Annotated in this window: 13 protein-coding genes, 3 rRNA genes and 1 riboswitch; of the genes, 13 read left to right on the forward strand and 3 right to left on the reverse strand. The window is 65.3% G+C overall.

The features are described 5' to 3' along the window. Positions 1–1,313 (reverse strand): 16S ribosomal RNA (locus MA09_RS00410); the annotation flags it as partial. A gap of 427 nt (positions 1,314–1,740) precedes the next feature. On the opposite strand from MA09_RS00410, the gene cobT reads away from it, so the two are divergent. From cobT to MA09_RS00475, 13 genes are all read left to right on the forward strand, one after another. Continuing rightward, positions 1,741–2,775: a nicotinate-nucleotide--dimethylbenzimidazole phosphoribosyltransferase gene (gene cobT / locus MA09_RS00415; protein WP_036244307.1), complete on the forward strand. Its 1,035-nt coding sequence runs from the start codon at positions 1,741–1,743 to the stop codon at positions 2,773–2,775. Between the two features lie 12 nt (positions 2,776–2,787). After that, the gene (locus MA09_RS00420) at positions 2,788–3,567 is read left to right on the forward strand and encodes an adenosylcobinamide-GDP ribazoletransferase (RefSeq protein ID WP_036244309.1); all 780 of its coding nucleotides are present in this window, start codon (positions 2,788–2,790) and stop codon (positions 3,565–3,567) included. A 3-nt stretch (positions 3,568–3,570) separates the two neighbouring features. Next, a complete protein-coding gene (locus tag MA09_RS00425) occupies positions 3,571–4,113 on the forward strand; it encodes a histidine phosphatase family protein (protein ID WP_036244312.1) in 543 nt (180 codons plus the stop codon). Positions 4,114–4,133: 20 nt separating this feature from the next. Further along, positions 4,134–4,377, forward strand: a riboswitch (cobalamin riboswitch). 67 nt (positions 4,378–4,444) lie between these two features. Further along, entirely contained in the window at positions 4,445–6,274 is a 1,830-nt protein-coding gene (locus MA09_RS00430) for a TonB-dependent receptor domain-containing protein (RefSeq protein WP_036244313.1), read from the forward strand. Between the two features lie 25 nt (positions 6,275–6,299). After that, complete coding sequence (locus tag MA09_RS00435) at positions 6,300–7,331, forward strand: iron ABC transporter permease (protein ID WP_036244315.1); 1,032 nt, start codon at positions 6,300–6,302, stop codon at positions 7,329–7,331. A gap of 1 nt (position 7,332) precedes the next feature. Continuing rightward, positions 7,333–8,106, forward strand: coding sequence for an ABC transporter ATP-binding protein (locus MA09_RS00440; protein WP_036244317.1), 774 nt, complete (start codon positions 7,333–7,335; stop codon positions 8,104–8,106). After that, positions 8,103–8,729, forward strand: a complete 627-nt coding sequence (gene cobO, locus MA09_RS00445; RefSeq protein WP_036244318.1) for a cob(I)yrinic acid a,c-diamide adenosyltransferase — start codon at positions 8,103–8,105, stop codon at positions 8,727–8,729. Before MA09_RS00440 ends, cobO begins: the two co-directional genes overlap by 4 nt. A gap of 1 nt (position 8,730) precedes the next feature. After that, positions 8,731–10,032 carry a cobyrinate a,c-diamide synthase gene (locus MA09_RS00450; RefSeq protein WP_036244321.1) on the forward strand — a complete coding sequence of 434 codons (1,302 nt, stop codon included), beginning with the start codon at positions 8,731–8,733 and terminating at the stop codon, positions 10,030–10,032. Beyond that, complete coding sequence (gene cobU, locus MA09_RS00455; protein ID WP_036244322.1) at positions 10,029–10,589, forward strand: bifunctional adenosylcobinamide kinase/adenosylcobinamide-phosphate guanylyltransferase; 561 nt, start codon at positions 10,029–10,031, stop codon at positions 10,587–10,589. The genes MA09_RS00450 and cobU overlap by 4 nt, the downstream gene beginning before the upstream one ends. Beyond that, on the forward strand, positions 10,583–11,527 hold the full coding sequence (gene cbiB, locus MA09_RS00460) for an adenosylcobinamide-phosphate synthase CbiB (RefSeq protein WP_036244325.1): 945 nt from the start codon (positions 10,583–10,585) through the stop codon (positions 11,525–11,527). Before cobU ends, cbiB begins: the two co-directional genes overlap by 7 nt. Beyond that, complete coding sequence (gene cobD, locus MA09_RS00465; protein WP_036244328.1) at positions 11,520–12,500, forward strand: threonine-phosphate decarboxylase CobD; 981 nt, start codon at positions 11,520–11,522, stop codon at positions 12,498–12,500. Before cbiB ends, cobD begins: the two co-directional genes overlap by 8 nt. Beyond that, positions 12,497–13,390 (forward strand): cobalamin-binding protein, encoded by an 894-nt coding sequence (locus MA09_RS00470; protein WP_036244332.1) that lies wholly within the window; start codon positions 12,497–12,499, stop codon positions 13,388–13,390. Before cobD ends, MA09_RS00470 begins: the two co-directional genes overlap by 4 nt. Continuing rightward, entirely contained in the window at positions 13,387–14,862 is a 1,476-nt protein-coding gene (locus MA09_RS00475; RefSeq protein ID WP_036244330.1) for a cobyric acid synthase, read from the forward strand. Before MA09_RS00470 ends, MA09_RS00475 begins: the two co-directional genes overlap by 4 nt. Positions 14,863–14,948: 86 nt before the next feature. Here MA09_RS00475 and rrf read toward each other — a convergent pair. Next, a 5S ribosomal RNA gene (gene rrf / locus MA09_RS00480) occupies positions 14,949–15,061 on the reverse strand. Between the two features lie 138 nt (positions 15,062–15,199). Further along, a 23S ribosomal RNA gene (locus MA09_RS00485) occupies positions 15,200–15,646 on the reverse strand; the annotation flags it as partial.

Raw genomic sequence — 15,646 nt, forward strand, 5'->3', positions numbered from 1 at the left:
AGTCGAGTTGCAGACTACAATCCGGACTACGATACACTTTCTGGGATTAGCTCCCCCTCGCGGGTTGGCGGCCCTCTGTATGTACCATTGTATGACGTGTGAAGCCCTACCCATAAGGGCCATGAGGACTTGACGTCATCCCCACCTTCCTCCGGTTTGTCACCGGCAGTCTCATTAGAGTGCTCTTGCGTAGCAACTAATGACAAGGGTTGCGCTCGTTGCGGGACTTAACCCAACATCTCACGACACGAGCTGACGACAGCCATGCAGCACCTGTGTGAAGGTTCCCTTTCGGGCACTCCCAGATCTCTCCGGGATTCCTTCCATGTCAAGGGTAGGTAAGGTTTTTCGCGTTGCATCGAATTAATCCACATCATCCACCGCTTGTGCGGGTCCCCGTCAATTCCTTTGAGTTTTAATCTTGCGACCGTACTCCCCAGGCGGTCTACTTCACGCGTTAGCTGCGTTACCAAGTTAATTAAAACCCGACAACTAGTAGACATCGTTTAGGGCGTGGACTACCAGGGTATCTAATCCTGTTTGCTCCCCACGCTTTCGTGCATGAGCGTCAATCTTGACCCAGGGGGCTGCCTTCGCCATCGGTGTTCCTCCACATCTCTACGCATTTCACTGCTACACGTGGAATTCTACCCCCCTCTGCCAGATTCAAGCCTTGCAGTCTCCAACGCAATTCCCAGGTTGAGCCCGGGGCTTTCACGTCAGACTTACAAAACCGCCTGCGCACGCTTTACGCCCAGTAATTCCGATTAACGCTTGCACCCTACGTATTACCGCGGCTGCTGGCACGTAGTTAGCCGGTGCTTATTCTTCAGGTACCGTCATTAGCCGCAGATATTAGCCGCAGCCGTTTCTTCCCTGACAAAAGAGCTTTACAACCCGAAGGCCTTCTTCACTCACGCGGCATTGCTGGATCAGGCTTGCGCCCATTGTCCAAAATTCCCCACTGCTGCCTCCCGTAGGAGTCTGGGCCGTGTCTCAGTCCCAGTGTGGCTGGTCGTCCTCTCAGACCAGCTACTGATCGTCGCCTTGGTAGGCCTTTACCCTACCAACTAGCTAATCAGATATCGGCCGCTCCACAAGCATGAGGCCCGAAGGTCCCCCACTTTCATCCGTAGATCGTATGCGGTATTAGCGTAACTTTCGCTACGTTATCCCCCACTTCTGGGTACGTTCCGATATATTACTCACCCGTTCGCCACTCGCCGCCAGGTTACCCCGCGCTGCCGTTCGACTTGCATGTGTAAAGCATGCCGCCAGCGTTCAATCTGAGCCAGGATCAAACTCTTCAGTTCAATCTCTGTTTGTTGACACTTTCGTGTCACCGGCATTGCTGCCGGGTCGCTCACTCAAAATACTGACGAAATCTCCTTGCGAAGATTTACGTTTATTTCTTGTGAACATTTGATAATTTAAGTAATCACTGACCGAAGCCAGTGGCACCTTCATCAAACGCCCACACTTATCGACTGTTGATTGTTAAAGAACCAGTGTTCTGTACTACCTTGCTGCACCGTGCGAAGCGTTGTGTTCGTCAGCAGCAGAGAAGCGAGATTATGCGGTGTTTTGCGTTCATCGTCAATCCCCTCTTTTTCTTTCGCTGTCGCTGCTTTGCTAGCTGCGATGTGCGTCGGAAGACCAAGACTATAGCAAAGCGCGACGGCACTTACAACGCTTGCGACTATGTTATCGTCGCGTTTTTTCCACCTTATCGATCCGGCAATGCACATCCCCTCTATCGCGCCGACGGCGGACGCAGCCCTGTCCCGAGCCTTGCTCGACGCCATCAATAACAAGACGAAGCCGCTCGGCAGCCTGGGGCGACTGGAAACCCTGGCAGCCCAGCTCGGACTGATCCAGCGCTCGACCACTGTCCGTATCGTGGATCCTGCCATCCTGGTGTTTGCAGGAGACCATGGCGTCGTGGCGGAAGGTGTATCGGCCTACCCGCAGGACGTGACCTGGCAGATGGTCGAAAACTTCCTGGCCGACGGTGCCGCCATCAACGTATTCGCCCGCCAGAATGGTTGTGCGCTGCACGTGGTCGATGCGGGCGTCAACCACGACTTCGGCCGGCGCCCCGGCCTGCTCGACCGCAAGGTGGCAAAAGGCACCCGCAACTTCGCCATCGAGCCAGCGATGTCGCGCCAGCAACTGGAAACCGCGCTGGAGCATGGCATGACCCTGGTGCGCGACCTGCCCGCCACCGTCGTCGGCTTCGGCGAAATGGGCATCGGTAACACGACCGCCGCTGCGGCCATCATGCACAAGCTGACCGGGCTGCCGCTGTCGCAATGCGTCGGCGCCGGCACAGGACTGTCGCCGGATGGCGTCCTGCGCAAGCAGCAGGTCATCGCAGCGGCCGTCGAACGGCATGCCGGCGCCAGCGATCCGCTCGACGTACTGGCCACCTTCGGCGGTTTCGAGATGGCCATGATGGCCGGCGCCATGCTGAAGGCGGCCGAGCTGCGCAAGCTGCTGCTGATCGACGGCTTCATCGTCACCAGCGCCTTGCTGGCAGCAAGCCGCCTGCAGCCGGCGATCCTCGACTACTGCGTGTTCGCCCACGCTTCAAGCGAGAACGGCCATCGCCTGATGCTGGAGGCGCTCGGCGCCGAGCCGCTGCTGCAGCTCGGCCTGCGCCTGGGCGAAGGTACCGGCAGCGCACTTGCCCTGCCCCTGCTGCATGCGGCCGCGAACTTCCTGAACGAGATGGCGACCTTTGCATCGGCGCAGGTCAGCACCAGCTCGCAATAAATCAATAAGACCATGCAGCAGCTGCGCCTTTTCTTCATCGCGGTCCAGTTCTTCACTCGCCTGCCGATCCCGCGCTGGGTCGGCTTCGAGCAGGAGTGGCTGCACCATGCGTCACGCTACTTCCCGCTGGTCGGCATCGTGGTGGGCGCGATCGCCGCCGGCGTATATGCCGCGGCGGCGATGGTACTCCCCGCCCCAGTCGCCGCAGTGCTCTCGACGGTTGCCACCATCTATGCGACCGGCGCCTTCCACGAAGACGGCTTCGCGGATGCCTGCGACGGCCTCGGCGGCGGCATGACACGCGAACGCGTGCTCGAGATCATGAAGGATTCCCGGGTCGGCGCCTACGGCGCCATCGGCGTCGTGTGCATGCTCGGTGTGAAATGCACCACGCTGGCGATGCTGCCGCCGGCCGGCGCCATCGGTGCCCTGCTGCTCGCCCATCCACTGTCGCGCCTTGCGGCCACCTCGCTCATCTGGCGCATGGAATATGCGCGTGCCGAAGGCAAAGCCAAACCACTGGCCGAGCGCATGACGACGGCGGAATTCACCATCGCCTCGGCGACCGTCGCCATCGCCGCCGCCGTCCTGCTCGCCACCGATGCGCTTGACCTGAGCGCGCTGCTCGCCGCACTCATCGCCTGTGGCCTCGTCACCTGGTGGCTGGCCTGTAAGTTCGCACGCCGCATCGGCGGCTACACTGGTGATTGCCTCGGCGCCGTGCAGCAGCTGGCCGAGGTCGTCATCTATCTCGCCGTGCTGGCCACGCTCGGCCATGGGGCCCTCGCATAAAAGATGCGGCTGATCCTGGTCCGCCACCCGCAACCGGACGTCGCTCCCGGCCTCTGCTACGGCAGCACCGACGTCGCGGCTTCGACAAGCGCGATCGCGCAGGTTGTCGGCACGCTGCGTGAAGCCGGCCTGCCCGGCACACTGCCCGTCTTCGCAAGCCCGCTCTCACGTTGCGCCCTGCTTGCCCGCGAACTCGGCGTCCCCGTCACGCTCGACGCCCGCCTGGCCGAGATGGACTTTGGCGCCTGGGAGATGCGCGCATGGGATACCATTGCGCGCGCCGAGGTCGACGCCTGGACGGCCGACCTCCTGCATTACCGCCCCGGCGGCGGCGAAAACGTGCTCGACGTGGCCCGGCGCGTGGCTGCATTCCGCGACGAGCTGCGCCATGCCGGCCACCCCGGTGCCCTGCTCGTTTGCCATGCGGGCACCATCCGCATGCTGTCTGCCCTGCACCTAGGAGGCAGCATCGCGGAAGCCGCGCTGCGGGCGGCCTCCAGCCCCCATCGCATCAGCTACGGCGAAGTCATTCTGCTGGAAGACTGACAATACCCGGCAGTCTTGTCCTATAATGTCGGCGTTTTGGTGCTCGCGGTCGTGTTCACGACCGCAGTTAAACGGGAAACACGAAGCCCTTCAACAAGGCCAACGTGTGCTGCCCCCGCAACGGTAAGCAAGTGCCGCGCTCATGATGATCGAATCGATGAGCAGCGCGGCAAACCGTCTTCCATGACCACTGTGCGATCGCATGGGAAGGTCGGACGGCCACACTTGCCAGCCCGGATACCGGCCAAAAGGTGGAAGCGCGCCTACGGTGCACTTCTGATCAATCTGGCCTACGGGGACGTCGGCTGGTTGTCTTTTGATTGAACTATTCATGAACTTTCCTGTTACACGGCAAGCGGCTGCAGTGTCGCTCGCACTCGCCTTTGCTGCCCCCTCCTTCGCCCAAGCCCTTGATTCCGTTGTCGTCACCGCCAACCGGATGCCGCAGCGCGCGGTCGACGTGATCGCCGACACCACCGTCATCCACGCCGAGGAGATCGCACGCTCCGGCGCCGGCTCGGTGGCCGACGTACTGCGGCGCCAGCGCGGCATCGAGATCGCCCGCAACGGCAGCGCCGGCGCCTCGACCAGCGTGTACCTGCGCGGCGCCAACAGCAACCAGGTCGTGGTCCTGCTGGACGGCGTGCGCATCGGTTCGTCCACCAGCGGCGTGGCGGCGTGGAACGCAGTGCCGCTCGGCGCCATCGACCGCATCGAAGTCGTCTACGGACCGCTCACGACCCTGTATGGCGCGGATGCGATCGGTGGCGTGATCCAGATCTTCACCCGAAAGGGCGAGGGCAGTCCGACGGTCAGCGGCTCGGTCGGCGCCGGCAGCAATGCCACCCGCAAGGCCGACGCGAGTGTGTACGGCGCCGGCAGCGGCCTGCGCTATGCCTTCAGCGCCGGCTACGAAGATTCGGACGGCTTCTCGGCTACGCGCCCCGGCGCCTTCGGCTTCAACCCCGACGAAGACGGCTACCGCCGCCGCAACGCCAACGGCCAGCTGTCATATGCCCTCACCCCGGGCCACGAGATCGGCGCCCAGTTCCTGCACAGCGATCTGCACGCGCAATACGACAGCGGCACCGGCCCCTATGACGTCAACAGCCAGCAAGACCTCAACACGGCCGCCGTCTACCTGGCCAGCCAATTCACGTCGGATTGGCGCAGCACCGTGCAGTACGCCACGTCAAGCGACAAGCTCGGCAACTTCACCAGTGCCCTTCCGTCCGGCGCAAGCCAGATCAATACCCGGCAGGACGAACTGACCTGGCAGAACAGCATCGCGCTCGGCTCCGACACCCTGCAGCTGCTGTATACCCATCGCAAGGAAGACGTCGAATCGAGTTCGAACGCGGCACTGACGCGCGCCCGCATCACCAACTCGTATGCGGCCGCCTACTCGGCCAAGCGCGGCAGCCATCTGTTCGATGTCAGCGCCCGCCACGACCGTTCGATCTATGGCAAGAAAAATACCGGCGCTGCCGGCTACGGCTACAACTTCGGCAACGGCTGGCGCGCCACCGCCAGCGTCGGCACCAGCTTCCGGGCCCCGACCTTCAACGAGCTGTACTTCCCCGGCTATGGCCTGCCAACCAACCAGCCGGAGAAGGGCCGCAACCGGGAAGCGGGCCTGCGCTACGATGCCGGCAAGGTACAGTTCGACGCCACCTTGTTCCGCAACCGCCTGACCGACATGATCGTCTCCGCGACGCCATGCCCGGGCCGCGCAGGCAGCTGCGCCTACAACGTCAATCGCGCCACCCTGGAAGGCATGAGCCTGGCGGCGGAGACCCGCGTGGCCGGCGTCAACCTGCGCGGCAGCATCGACTGGCAAGACCCCAAGGACGAAACCACCGGCAAGCAACTGGCGCGGCGCGCGAAGAAACACGCCAGCGTCCATGCCGACACCACCTGGGGCAAGCTAAAGACTGGGGCGGAGCTGCAGTTGTCGGGCGAACGCTTCGACGATGCCGCCAACCGCAATCGCCTGGGCGGTTACGGTTTGCTCAACCTGTACACTACCTGGCAGATCACGCCGGACGTGTCGCTGCTCGCCCGTCTCGACAATGTGGCGGACAAGCGCCACGAGCTGGCACGTCATTACGGCACCAGCGGACGCACCTGGTTCGCTGCCCTGCGCTACGGTATCCGCTGATCCGTCGCCATCGAGAAGGAGACGCATGCATCACCCCGTTCAATCGCACCGCCAGCGCGCCATGCTCGTCATCGGCGCCCTGCTGCTGTGCGCCGTCGCCAGCCTGCTGTTCGCCGGCATGACGGGTTCGATCGCCGTGCCGCTGGCCGAGATGCCGGACGCCCTGCGCCAGCTGGCGCAGGGCGCGGGTTCGGGGGGCGGATCGCTGGCTGCGTCGCTGCTCGAGCTGCGTGCAAGCCGCGCGCTGACGGCCTTCGTCACCGGCGGCGCGCTGGCCTTGGCCGGGGTAATGATGCAGGCGCTGCTGCGCAACCCGCTGGCCGACCCCTATGTGCTCGGCATTTCGGCAGGGGCTTCGGTCGGCGCCCTGCTGGCACTGCTGCTGATGGCCAGCGCCATCGTGGTCGACATGGCGGCCTTGGGGGGCGCGGTGGCAGTGTCGATGCTGCTCTACCTGCTGGCCCGGCGCGACCTGCGCAGCGGACTGGCCGCCGAGGGGGGCACCTCGATGCTGCTGCTTACGGGCGTGATCCTCTCCTCGGCCTGCATGGCCCTGGTCACCCTGATGCTGTCGATTGCGCCGGAAGGCCGCTTGCGCAGCATGATTTTCTGGATGATCGGCGACCTGGCCGGCGCGCCGCTGCGCCTGGCGCCGTGGCTGGTGCTGGGCGCTGCCCTGCTGTATGCGCTGCGCAGTGCGCGCGCCATGAATGTGGTGGCGCTCCATGCGGAAGCGGCGGCCACACTGGGCATCCGCGTCGGCAGCCTGCGCAAGGGCCTGTTTTTTGTTTCCGGCGTGTTGACGGCCAGCGCCGTCACCAGCGCCGGCTCGGTCGGCTTCGTCGGACTGATCGTGCCGCACGCCTGCCGCTTCGCCTTCGGTCCCGACCACCGCGTCCTGATCCCGGCGGCGGTGCTGACCGGCGGCAGCTTCCTGGTGCTGTGCGACACGCTGGCGCGCACCATCATCGCGCCCCAGCAGTTGCCGGTCGGCGCGATCACCGCGATCATCGGCGCGCCGGTGTTCCTTTACCAATTGCACCGCTTGCGGAGGTGAGATGATCCGGGCCGAAGACCTCGACCTCAAGGCCGGCAGCCGCCTGCTGGTGCGGCAGCTCGACTGGGCAGCCCGTCCCGGCGAATGCTGGAGCATCATCGGCCGCAACGGCGCCGGCAAGAGCACCCTGCTGCGCACCCTGGCCGGCCTGCGCCGTCCGGATGCCGGCGCGGTGTTCGTCGGCGGCCGCGCGCTCGACGCCTGGGCGCCGGAAGAACTGGCGCGCAAGCGCGCCTTCCTGGCGCAGTCGCGCCACGATGCGTTTTCGTATAGCGTGATCGAGACCGTGCTGTCGGCGCGCCACCCCTACCATGCCGACCGCTACTGGGAAGGCAGCGACGACCACCAGGCCGCAATGAACGCTCTCGAAGCGATGGAAGTGGCGGACCTGGCCGGCCGCGACGTACGTACCCTGTCCGGCGGCGAGCGCCAGCGTGTCGCCATTGCCGCGCTGCTGGCGCAGGACACGCCCCTGCTGCTGCTCGACGAGCCGGCCAACGCGCTCGACTTGGCGCACCAGGTGAGCAGCATGGCCCTGCTGGCCGGCCTGTGCCGCGAGCAGGGCAAGACCGTGGTCATGATCGGTCACGATCTCAACCTCGCCTACCGCATTTCCACCCACGCGCTGCTGTTGATGGGCGACGGCCGCTGGCAGGCCGGCCCGGTCGACGAGACCATGCAGCCGGCGCTGCTGGGCGACTACCTTGGCCACCCGATCGACATGATCGAACACGGCGGCCGCCGCATATTCCTCCCCTATGAGGCTAGAGCATGAACGAGATGACCCAAGAAGAAGTAGCTGCACTGAATGAGCGCCACCGCCAGCGCATGGAACGCAAGAAGGCCGTCATCGACGCCAAGATCGCGGCCGCCGACAAGGAAATCGGCATCATCATCGTCAATACCGGCAACGGCAAGGGCAAGAGCTCGAGCGCCTTCGGCATGGTGACGCGGGCGCTCGGCCATGGCATGAAGGTGGGCGTGGTCCAGTTCATCAAGGGCGCAATGTCGACCGGCGAGGAAAAATTCCTGCGCCGCTTTCTGGAGGAAGTCAGCTTCCACGCGATGGGCGAAGGCTATACCTGGGAAACCCAGGACCGCGAGCGCGACATCGCCAAGGCGAACGAAGCCTGGGAGCAGGCCAAGCGCTTCCTCCAGGACCCGACCTACGGCATGGTGGTGCTGGACGAACTGAACATCGCGCTCAAGTACAAGTACCTCGACGTGCACACGGTCATTGCCGACCTGCTCGACCGTCCCGTCATGCAGCACGTGGTCGTCACCGGCCGCGCGGCGCCGCCGGAGCTGGTGGCGGTGGCCGATACGGTCACCGAGATGAACGTGGTCAAGCACGCCTTCAAGGCCGGCATCTCGGCCCAGGCCGGAACGGAGTGGTGACATGAACAGGGATGCGGGTGCGCGCGCCGTGCTGGTTGCGGCGATGGCGTCAGGCCAGGGCAAGACCAGCGTCACCGCCGCGCTGGCGCGCAAGCTGCTGCGCCAGGGCCTGCGCGTGCGGGTGTTCAAGTGCGGGCCGGACTTCATCGACCCGATGCTGCTCGAGCGCGCGTCCGGCGCACCCGTCCATACGCTCGACCTGTGGATGGTCGGCGTCGAGGAATGCCGGCGCCGCCTGCACGATGCGGCGCGCGAAGCCGATACGATCCTGATCGAGGGCGTCATGGGCCTGTACGACGGTTCGCCGTCGGCGGCCGACCTGGCGCGCGAGTTCGGCGTGCCCGTGCTGGCGGTGATCGATGCCTCGGCCATGGCCCAGACCGCGGGCGCCGTGGCGCGCGGGCTGCGCGACTACGGTCCCGTGGAGCTGGCCGGAGTAGTCGCCAACCGCATCGCCAGCGAAGGCCACGCCAATATGGTGGCTTCGTCCCTGCGCGACATTGCCCTGGTTGGCTGGCTGGCGCGCCAGGACACGCCGCTGCCGGAACGCCACCTCGGCCTGGTCCTGCCCGGCGAAGTCGACGGGCTGGACGACCTGCTCGACAAGCTCGCGGATGGCCTGCACTTCAACGAGGAGGCCTGGTGCGCGCTGCCGCTCATGGCACAGTCGGCGCCCGAATGGCCAGACCCCGGCCGCCTGCTGGACGGACGCACGGTTGCCATCGCCCGCGACGCCGCCTTCTGCTTCCTCTACCCTGCCAACCTGGACTTGCTGGAAAAGATGGGCGCGCGCCTGCGCTACTTCTCGCCACTGGCGGACGAAGCGGTACCCGCAGACGCCGATGCCGTCTTCCTGCCGGGCGGTTATCCTGAGCTGCATTGCGCGGAGCTGGTGCGGGCCGCCAACTGGCAATCGTCGATCCGCGCGACGCACGCACGCGGCGTGCCGATCCTGGCCGAATGCGGCGGCATGATGGTGCTTGCCGACGGTCTCACCGGCCAGGACGGGCAGCGCTGGCCGATGGCCGGGCTGCTGCCGGGCGAAGTGCACATGCAGCCGCGCCTCGCCGGTCTCGGTGCGCATGCCATGCCGACCGAGCAGGGGCCGGTACGCGGCCACAGCTTCCACTATTCGCGTCTGGAGACCGCAGCGCCAGCGCAGGCGCATACTGTCAAGACCGGCAATGGCGCACAGGGCGAAGCGGTGTACCGCATCGGCTCGCTCACCGCTTCCTATTTCCACGCCTATTTCCCGTCCAATCCACCGGCCATGGCCGCCCTGCTCGGGGGAGGTACGCCATGAGCTGCACCCTGGTGTTCGGCGGGGCGCGCTCCGGCAAGAGCGCCTATGCCGAGCGGCTGGCGCATGACTCCGGCAAGGAAGTCGTGTATGTCGCCACCTCGCGTGCCGGCGACGCCGAAATGGCCGCGCGCATTGCCCATCACCGCGCTCGTCGCCCTGCCCATTGGCGCACGGTCGAGGAAGAGCTGGGGCTGGCGGCCGTGCTGCGCGAGCATTGCGCGCCGGGGCGCCTGGTGCTGGTCGACTGCCTGACGCTCTGGCTGAGCAACCTGATGTTCTGTGACGGCCGCGAGTGGCCGGAAGTGGGCGAGGTGGCGCTGCCGGGGCGCTTTCACCAGGAGCGTGCGGCGCTGCTGGACCTGCTCGCTATCGGCACCGAAGGCGACATCGTGTTCGTCTCGAACGAGGTCGGCATGGGTATTGTGCCCTGGGGGGCGGTGTCGCGCTGCTTCGCCGATGAGGCCGGCTGGCTGAACCAGGCCGTGGCCGCGCACGCCGAACGCGCGGTGTTCGTGGCGGCCGGGCTTCCGCTCGTGCTGAAAGGCGATGCATGCTGAGCGGCCTGTCGCTGCCGCAGCTGGCCGGCCTGCTGGTCGCGGGTGTGCTGCTCGACCTGCTGCTGGGCGAGCCGCGGCGCTGGCACCCGCTGGTCGGGTTCGGCAAGCTCGCGCAGGCAGTCGAGCGCCGGCTGAACCGCAACAATCAGCGTTTCGCACGCGGGCTGCTGGCCTGGACGCTCGCCGTCATGCCCCTGTCCCTGCTGGCCTGGCAGGCAACGGAACATGCCGGCCTGTGGCTGCATGCCGTCCTCCTTTACGCCTGCATCGGCCTGCGCAGCCTGCGCGACCATACGATGCCGATCGTCGAAGCACTGCGCCGGGGCGACCTTGAGACGGCGCGCATCCGCACGTCCTGGATCGTGAGCCGCGACACCCATGAGGCTGTTGAGGCCGACCTGGCGAAAGCGGGCGCGGAGTCCCTGCTCGAAAACGGCAACGACGCGGTATTCGGGACGCTGTTCTGGTTCCTGGTGGCGGGTGGCGCCGGCGCCGTGCTGTTCCGGCTGGCGAATACGCTGGATGCAATGTGGGGCTACCGGAACGAACGCTTCCTCCTGTTCGGCCGTGCGGCTGCGCGCATCGACGATGCGCTGAACTATGTGCCGGCACGGCTGACCGCGCTGTCCTACGTCGTGCTGGCAGGCGCGGGACGCGCACGTGCCTGGGAGTGCTGGCGCACGCAGGCGCCCGCCTGGAGCAGTCCGAATGCGGGACCGGTGATGGCCAGCGGCGCCGGTGCGCTCGGCGTGTCGCTGGGCGGCGCCGCGATCTACGACGGGGAGCTGGAACAGCGTCCGCCGCTGGGAATGGGGCCTGGCGCCACCGCGGCGGACATCGTACGCGCCTGGCGCCTGGTCTTGCAGACCACCCTGCTCTGGCTCAGCCTGGCCTGCGCGACAGCGTTGTTTGTCCTCGCATGGAGGCAGCATGCTTGAACATGGCGGCAACCTGCGCGATGCCGCACGCCTGTATGGACGCGACGACTGGGTCGACCTGTCGACCGGTATCAACCCGCATGGCTATCCCGCTCCCGTGCTGCCTGCCGATGCATGGCACCGCCTGCCCGAACCGGATCCGCAGCTGGGCACGGCGGCATGCGCCTATTACGGTGCGCCTGCGCTGCTGCCGGTCGCAGGGACACAGGCGGCGATCCAGGCGCTTCCCCGATTGCGTGCCCCGTCGCGAGTGACCGTTTCACATCCTTCGTATGCCGAGCACGCGCATGCCTGGGCGCAGCATGGACACGTGTTGCGGCTGGCGGCCTATGCGGAGCTGGATGCGGCGGTCGAGACCAGCGACGTGGTGGTGGTCGTCAATCCCAACAACCCGACCGGCGCGACGATCGCCCCCGAGCGCCTGCTGGCCTGGGCCGCGCGGCTGGGTGCGCGCGGCGGCTGGCTGGTTGTCGACGAGGCCTTCGGGGACACGGATCCGGCGCTGAGCGTGGCCGCCCATGCGGGACAGCCGGGCCTGATCGTGCTGCGCTCGGTCGGCAAGTTCTTTGGACTGGCCGGGCTGCGGCTGGGTTTCGTCGGCGCCGATGGGGTGACGCTGCAAGCCCTTGCGGACCTGCTGGGGCCGTGGGCAGTCAGTGGTCCCGCCCAGACAGTGGCGCTGCAGGCGCTGCGCGACACGGACTGGCAGCAGGCGACCTTCGAGCGGCTTCACGCATCGGGACGGCGCATGCGGACGCTGCTCGACACCCATGCCATCCGGGCGGCAGGCACCCCGCTGTTCCAGTGGTGGGCGGAAGCGCAGCCGGAGGCATTTCATACACACATGGCGCGCCATGGCATCTGGTGCCGCCTGTTCCGCGGGGCCGGCCGCGGCATCCGGGTCGGGCTGCCCGCCAGCGAAGCAGGATGGCAGCGGCTCGAACAAGCACTTCAAGCATGGAGCAGTCGATGAAACGAATGGTATGCAAGGCGGCGATTCTGGCTGCGGTTCTGGGTGCGGCGCTGGTGGCGCCCCTCGCCGGCGCGGTGACGGTACGTGACGATGGCGGCAATACGGTCACGCTCAGCAGGCCGGCGATGCGCGTGATCTCGATGTCGCCACATGTGACGGAAACGCTGTTCGCCGCCGGTGGCGGCAGCCGCATCGTCGGCACGGTCAACTACAGCGACTATCCGGAAGCCGCCAAGAGCATCCCGCGCATCGGTTCGAACCGTGAGATCGACCTCGAACGGGTCATCAGCATGAAGCCCGACCTGATCGTCGCCTGGATGCACAACAATTCGGAGCGGCAGATCGAGATGGTGCGTCAGCTCGGCGTGCCGGTTTACCTGAGCGATCCGCAAACCCTGGACAGCATCCCGGAAAACGTCGTCCGCCTCGGCCAGATGATGGGAACCGAAGCGACGGCGAATGCCGCCGCGACCGAACTACGCAAACAGCTGGCCGCGCTGCGGACGCGCTATGCAGGGCGCCCAACGGTGCGCGCCTTTTACCAGGTGTGGGACAAGCCGCTGTACACGCTAAGCGGCAAGCACATCATCACGGACGCGCTGCGCCTGTGTGGCGGGGAGAACATCTTCGACAAGCTGACGGTGACCGCCCCGGTCGTCTCCATCGAAAGCGTCCTGCAGGCCGATCCGGAAGCGGTGTTCGGCACCGCCGAGAAGAACTACGGTGGAGTCAGTCTCTGGAAGCCGTATTCCACCCTGACGGCGACCCGCAAGGACAACCTGTTCACGGTCGACGGCGACCTGCTCAACCGTGCCGGTCCGCGCATGATCGCCGGGACCGCCCTCCTGTGCGAGAAGCTCGAGCTGGCACGCCAGCGCCTTGCCAAATGAGCGCCCTGCCCTTCCGTACCCTGATGGTGCAGGGAACGACCTCGGATGCCGGCAAGAGCACCGTGGTCGCTGCCCTGTGCCGGCTGTTGTGGCGCCGGGGGCTGGGTGTGGCGCCGTTCAAGCCACAGAACATGGCGCTCAACAGCGCGGTCACGGCTGACGGCGGCGAGATCGGACGCGCCCAGGCCTTGCAGGCGATCGCGGCCGGCGTCGAAGCACATACGGACATGAACCCGGTCCTGCTCAAGCCCTCGAGCGACACCGGCGCCCAGGTGATCATCCATGGGCGCGTGCGTGCCGAGATGAATGCGCGCGACTACCACCAGTACAAGACCGTGGCCATGGGAGCGGTGCTGGAATCGCATGCGCGCTTGTTGTCGCAGTACGAAGTGGTGGTGGTCGAAGGCGCGGGCAGCCCGGCCGAGGTCAACCTGCGCGACCGCGACATTGCCAACATGGGGTTTGCGGAGGCGGTCGACTGCCCGGTCATCCTCGTCGCGGACATCGACCGCGGCGGCGTATTCGCCCATATCGTCGGGACGCTAAGCTGCCTGTCGGAGTCGGAGCGCAGGCGGATTGTCGGCTTCGTCATCAACCGCTTCCGTGGCGACATCAGGCTGCTCGAGCCTGGGCTCGACTGGCTCGAGCAGCAGACCGGCAAGCCTGTGCTGGGCGTCCTGCCCTACCTGCACGGCATGTACCTGGATGCGGAAGACGCCGTGCAGCCGGCACAGTCGGGCAAGGGAGGCTTTCGCATCGTGGTCCCGAGCCTGCCGCGCATGAGCAACCATACCGACTTCGATGCGCTGCGTGCGCATCCGGACGTCGACCTGCGCTTCGTGCGCGGGGGCGAGGCGATTCCGCCGGCGGACCTGATCATCCTCCCGGGCAGCAAGAACACACGGGGCGACCTTGCCTGGTTACGTGCGCAGGGCTGGCCGGCCCACCTTGCGCGGCACCTGCGCTATGGCGGCAAGGTCATCGGGATTTGCGGCGGTTTCCAGATGCTCGGCCGGTCGGTCGCCGATCCGCACGGGGTGGAGGCGGGGCCGGGCGTGTCGAAAGGGCTCGGGCTGCTGGAGATCGACACCGAGATGGCGCGGGAGAAGCGCCTGGCGCTGGTCAGCGGACAGGCAAGCCTGGCGCGTGGTGCGTCCTTCGCATTGCAGGGGTATGAGATCCATATGGGCGTCACTACCGGCGCGGCGCTGGACCGACCGGCCTTTGTGATCGGAGGGCGTGGCGAAGGGGCGCGTTCCGGCGATGATCAGGTGCTGGGTACCTACCTGCACGGGGTGTTCGATCATCCGGAAGCTGGTGCCGCGCTGCTGGCTTGGGCGGGGCTGGTTAGCGGCCACGTGGTCGATACCGCGGCCTTGCGCGAGCAGAGCATCGACCGCATCGCCGACGCGACGGCGCCTGTCTTCGACAAGCTTCTGGCGGTCATGCGTACCGCTACCGGGCCTTTGTAGGGTAGGATCGGATGGGTGCGGAAAGCACGCCAGCCGCACAAAGCAAAAAACCCCACCGGATCACCGGTGGGGTTTTCATATAACTAGCCTGACGATAACCTACTTTCACACTGGTTGCAGCACTATCATCGGCGCAAAGTCGTTTCACGGTCCTGTTCGGGATGGGAAGGGGTGGGACCGACTTGCTATGGTCATCAGGCTTTGACTTGTCTGAGCTTTTACCGATCGGTAAAAAACTCACAATCCGGGAAGAAGTATCGTTTTTTTTATTCTTGGGGTAGCAGTATCAACAAACTGCAGCTGTATTCCTGACTTGTCTATAGCCTACCAAGGTTATAGGGACAAGCCGTACGGGCAATTAGTACTGGTTAGCTTAATGCATTACTGCACTTCCACACCCAGCCTATCAACGTCCTGGTCTCGAACGACCCTTCAAGGAGCTCAAGGCTCCGGGAAATCTCATCTCAAGGCAAGTTTCCCGCTTAGATGCTTTCAGCGGTTATCTCTTCCGAACTTAGCTACCCGGCAATGCCACTGGCGTGACAACCGGTACACCAGAGGTTCGTCCACTCCGGTCCTCTCGTACTAGGAGCAGCCCCCTTCAAATTTCCAACGCCCACGGCAGATAGGGACCAAACTGTCTCACGACGTTTTAAACCCAGCTCACGTACCACTTTAAATGGCGAACAGCCATACCCTTGGGACCGGCTACAGCCCCAGGATGTGATGAGCCGACATCGAGGTGCCAAACTCCCCCGTCGATATGAACTCTTGGGAGGAATCA

The organism is Massilia sp. BSC265 (genome assembly GCF_000740675.1).
Taxonomy (GTDB): domain Bacteria; phylum Pseudomonadota; class Gammaproteobacteria; order Burkholderiales; family Burkholderiaceae_D; genus Telluria.

Bases quoted from the DNA above. Each gene is read 5' to 3' on its own strand.
- cobT (WP_036244307.1), top strand. From the start codon at position 1,741: ATGCACATCCCCTCTATCGCGCCGACGGCGGACGCAGCCCTGTCCCGA.
- MA09_RS00420 (WP_036244309.1), top strand. From the start codon at position 2,788: ATGCAGCAGCTGCGCCTTTTCTTCATCGCGGTCCAGTTCTTCACTCGC.
- MA09_RS00425 (WP_036244312.1), top strand. From the start codon at position 3,571: ATGCGGCTGATCCTGGTCCGCCACCCGCAACCGGACGTCGCTCCCGGC.
- MA09_RS00430 (WP_036244313.1), top strand. From the start codon at position 4,445: ATGAACTTTCCTGTTACACGGCAAGCGGCTGCAGTGTCGCTCGCACTC.
- MA09_RS00435 (WP_036244315.1), top strand. From the start codon at position 6,300: ATGCATCACCCCGTTCAATCGCACCGCCAGCGCGCCATGCTCGTCATC.
- MA09_RS00440 (WP_036244317.1), top strand. From the start codon at position 7,333: ATGATCCGGGCCGAAGACCTCGACCTCAAGGCCGGCAGCCGCCTGCTG.
- cobO (WP_036244318.1), top strand. From the start codon at position 8,103: ATGAACGAGATGACCCAAGAAGAAGTAGCTGCACTGAATGAGCGCCAC.
- MA09_RS00450 (WP_036244321.1), top strand. From the start codon at position 8,731: ATGAACAGGGATGCGGGTGCGCGCGCCGTGCTGGTTGCGGCGATGGCG.
- cobU (WP_036244322.1), top strand. From the start codon at position 10,029: ATGAGCTGCACCCTGGTGTTCGGCGGGGCGCGCTCCGGCAAGAGCGCC.
- cbiB (WP_036244325.1), top strand. From the start codon at position 10,583: ATGCTGAGCGGCCTGTCGCTGCCGCAGCTGGCCGGCCTGCTGGTCGCG.
- cobD (WP_036244328.1), top strand. From the start codon at position 11,520: ATGCTTGAACATGGCGGCAACCTGCGCGATGCCGCACGCCTGTATGGA.
- MA09_RS00470 (WP_036244332.1), top strand. From the start codon at position 12,497: ATGAAACGAATGGTATGCAAGGCGGCGATTCTGGCTGCGGTTCTGGGT.
- MA09_RS00475 (WP_036244330.1), top strand. From the start codon at position 13,387: ATGAGCGCCCTGCCCTTCCGTACCCTGATGGTGCAGGGAACGACCTCG.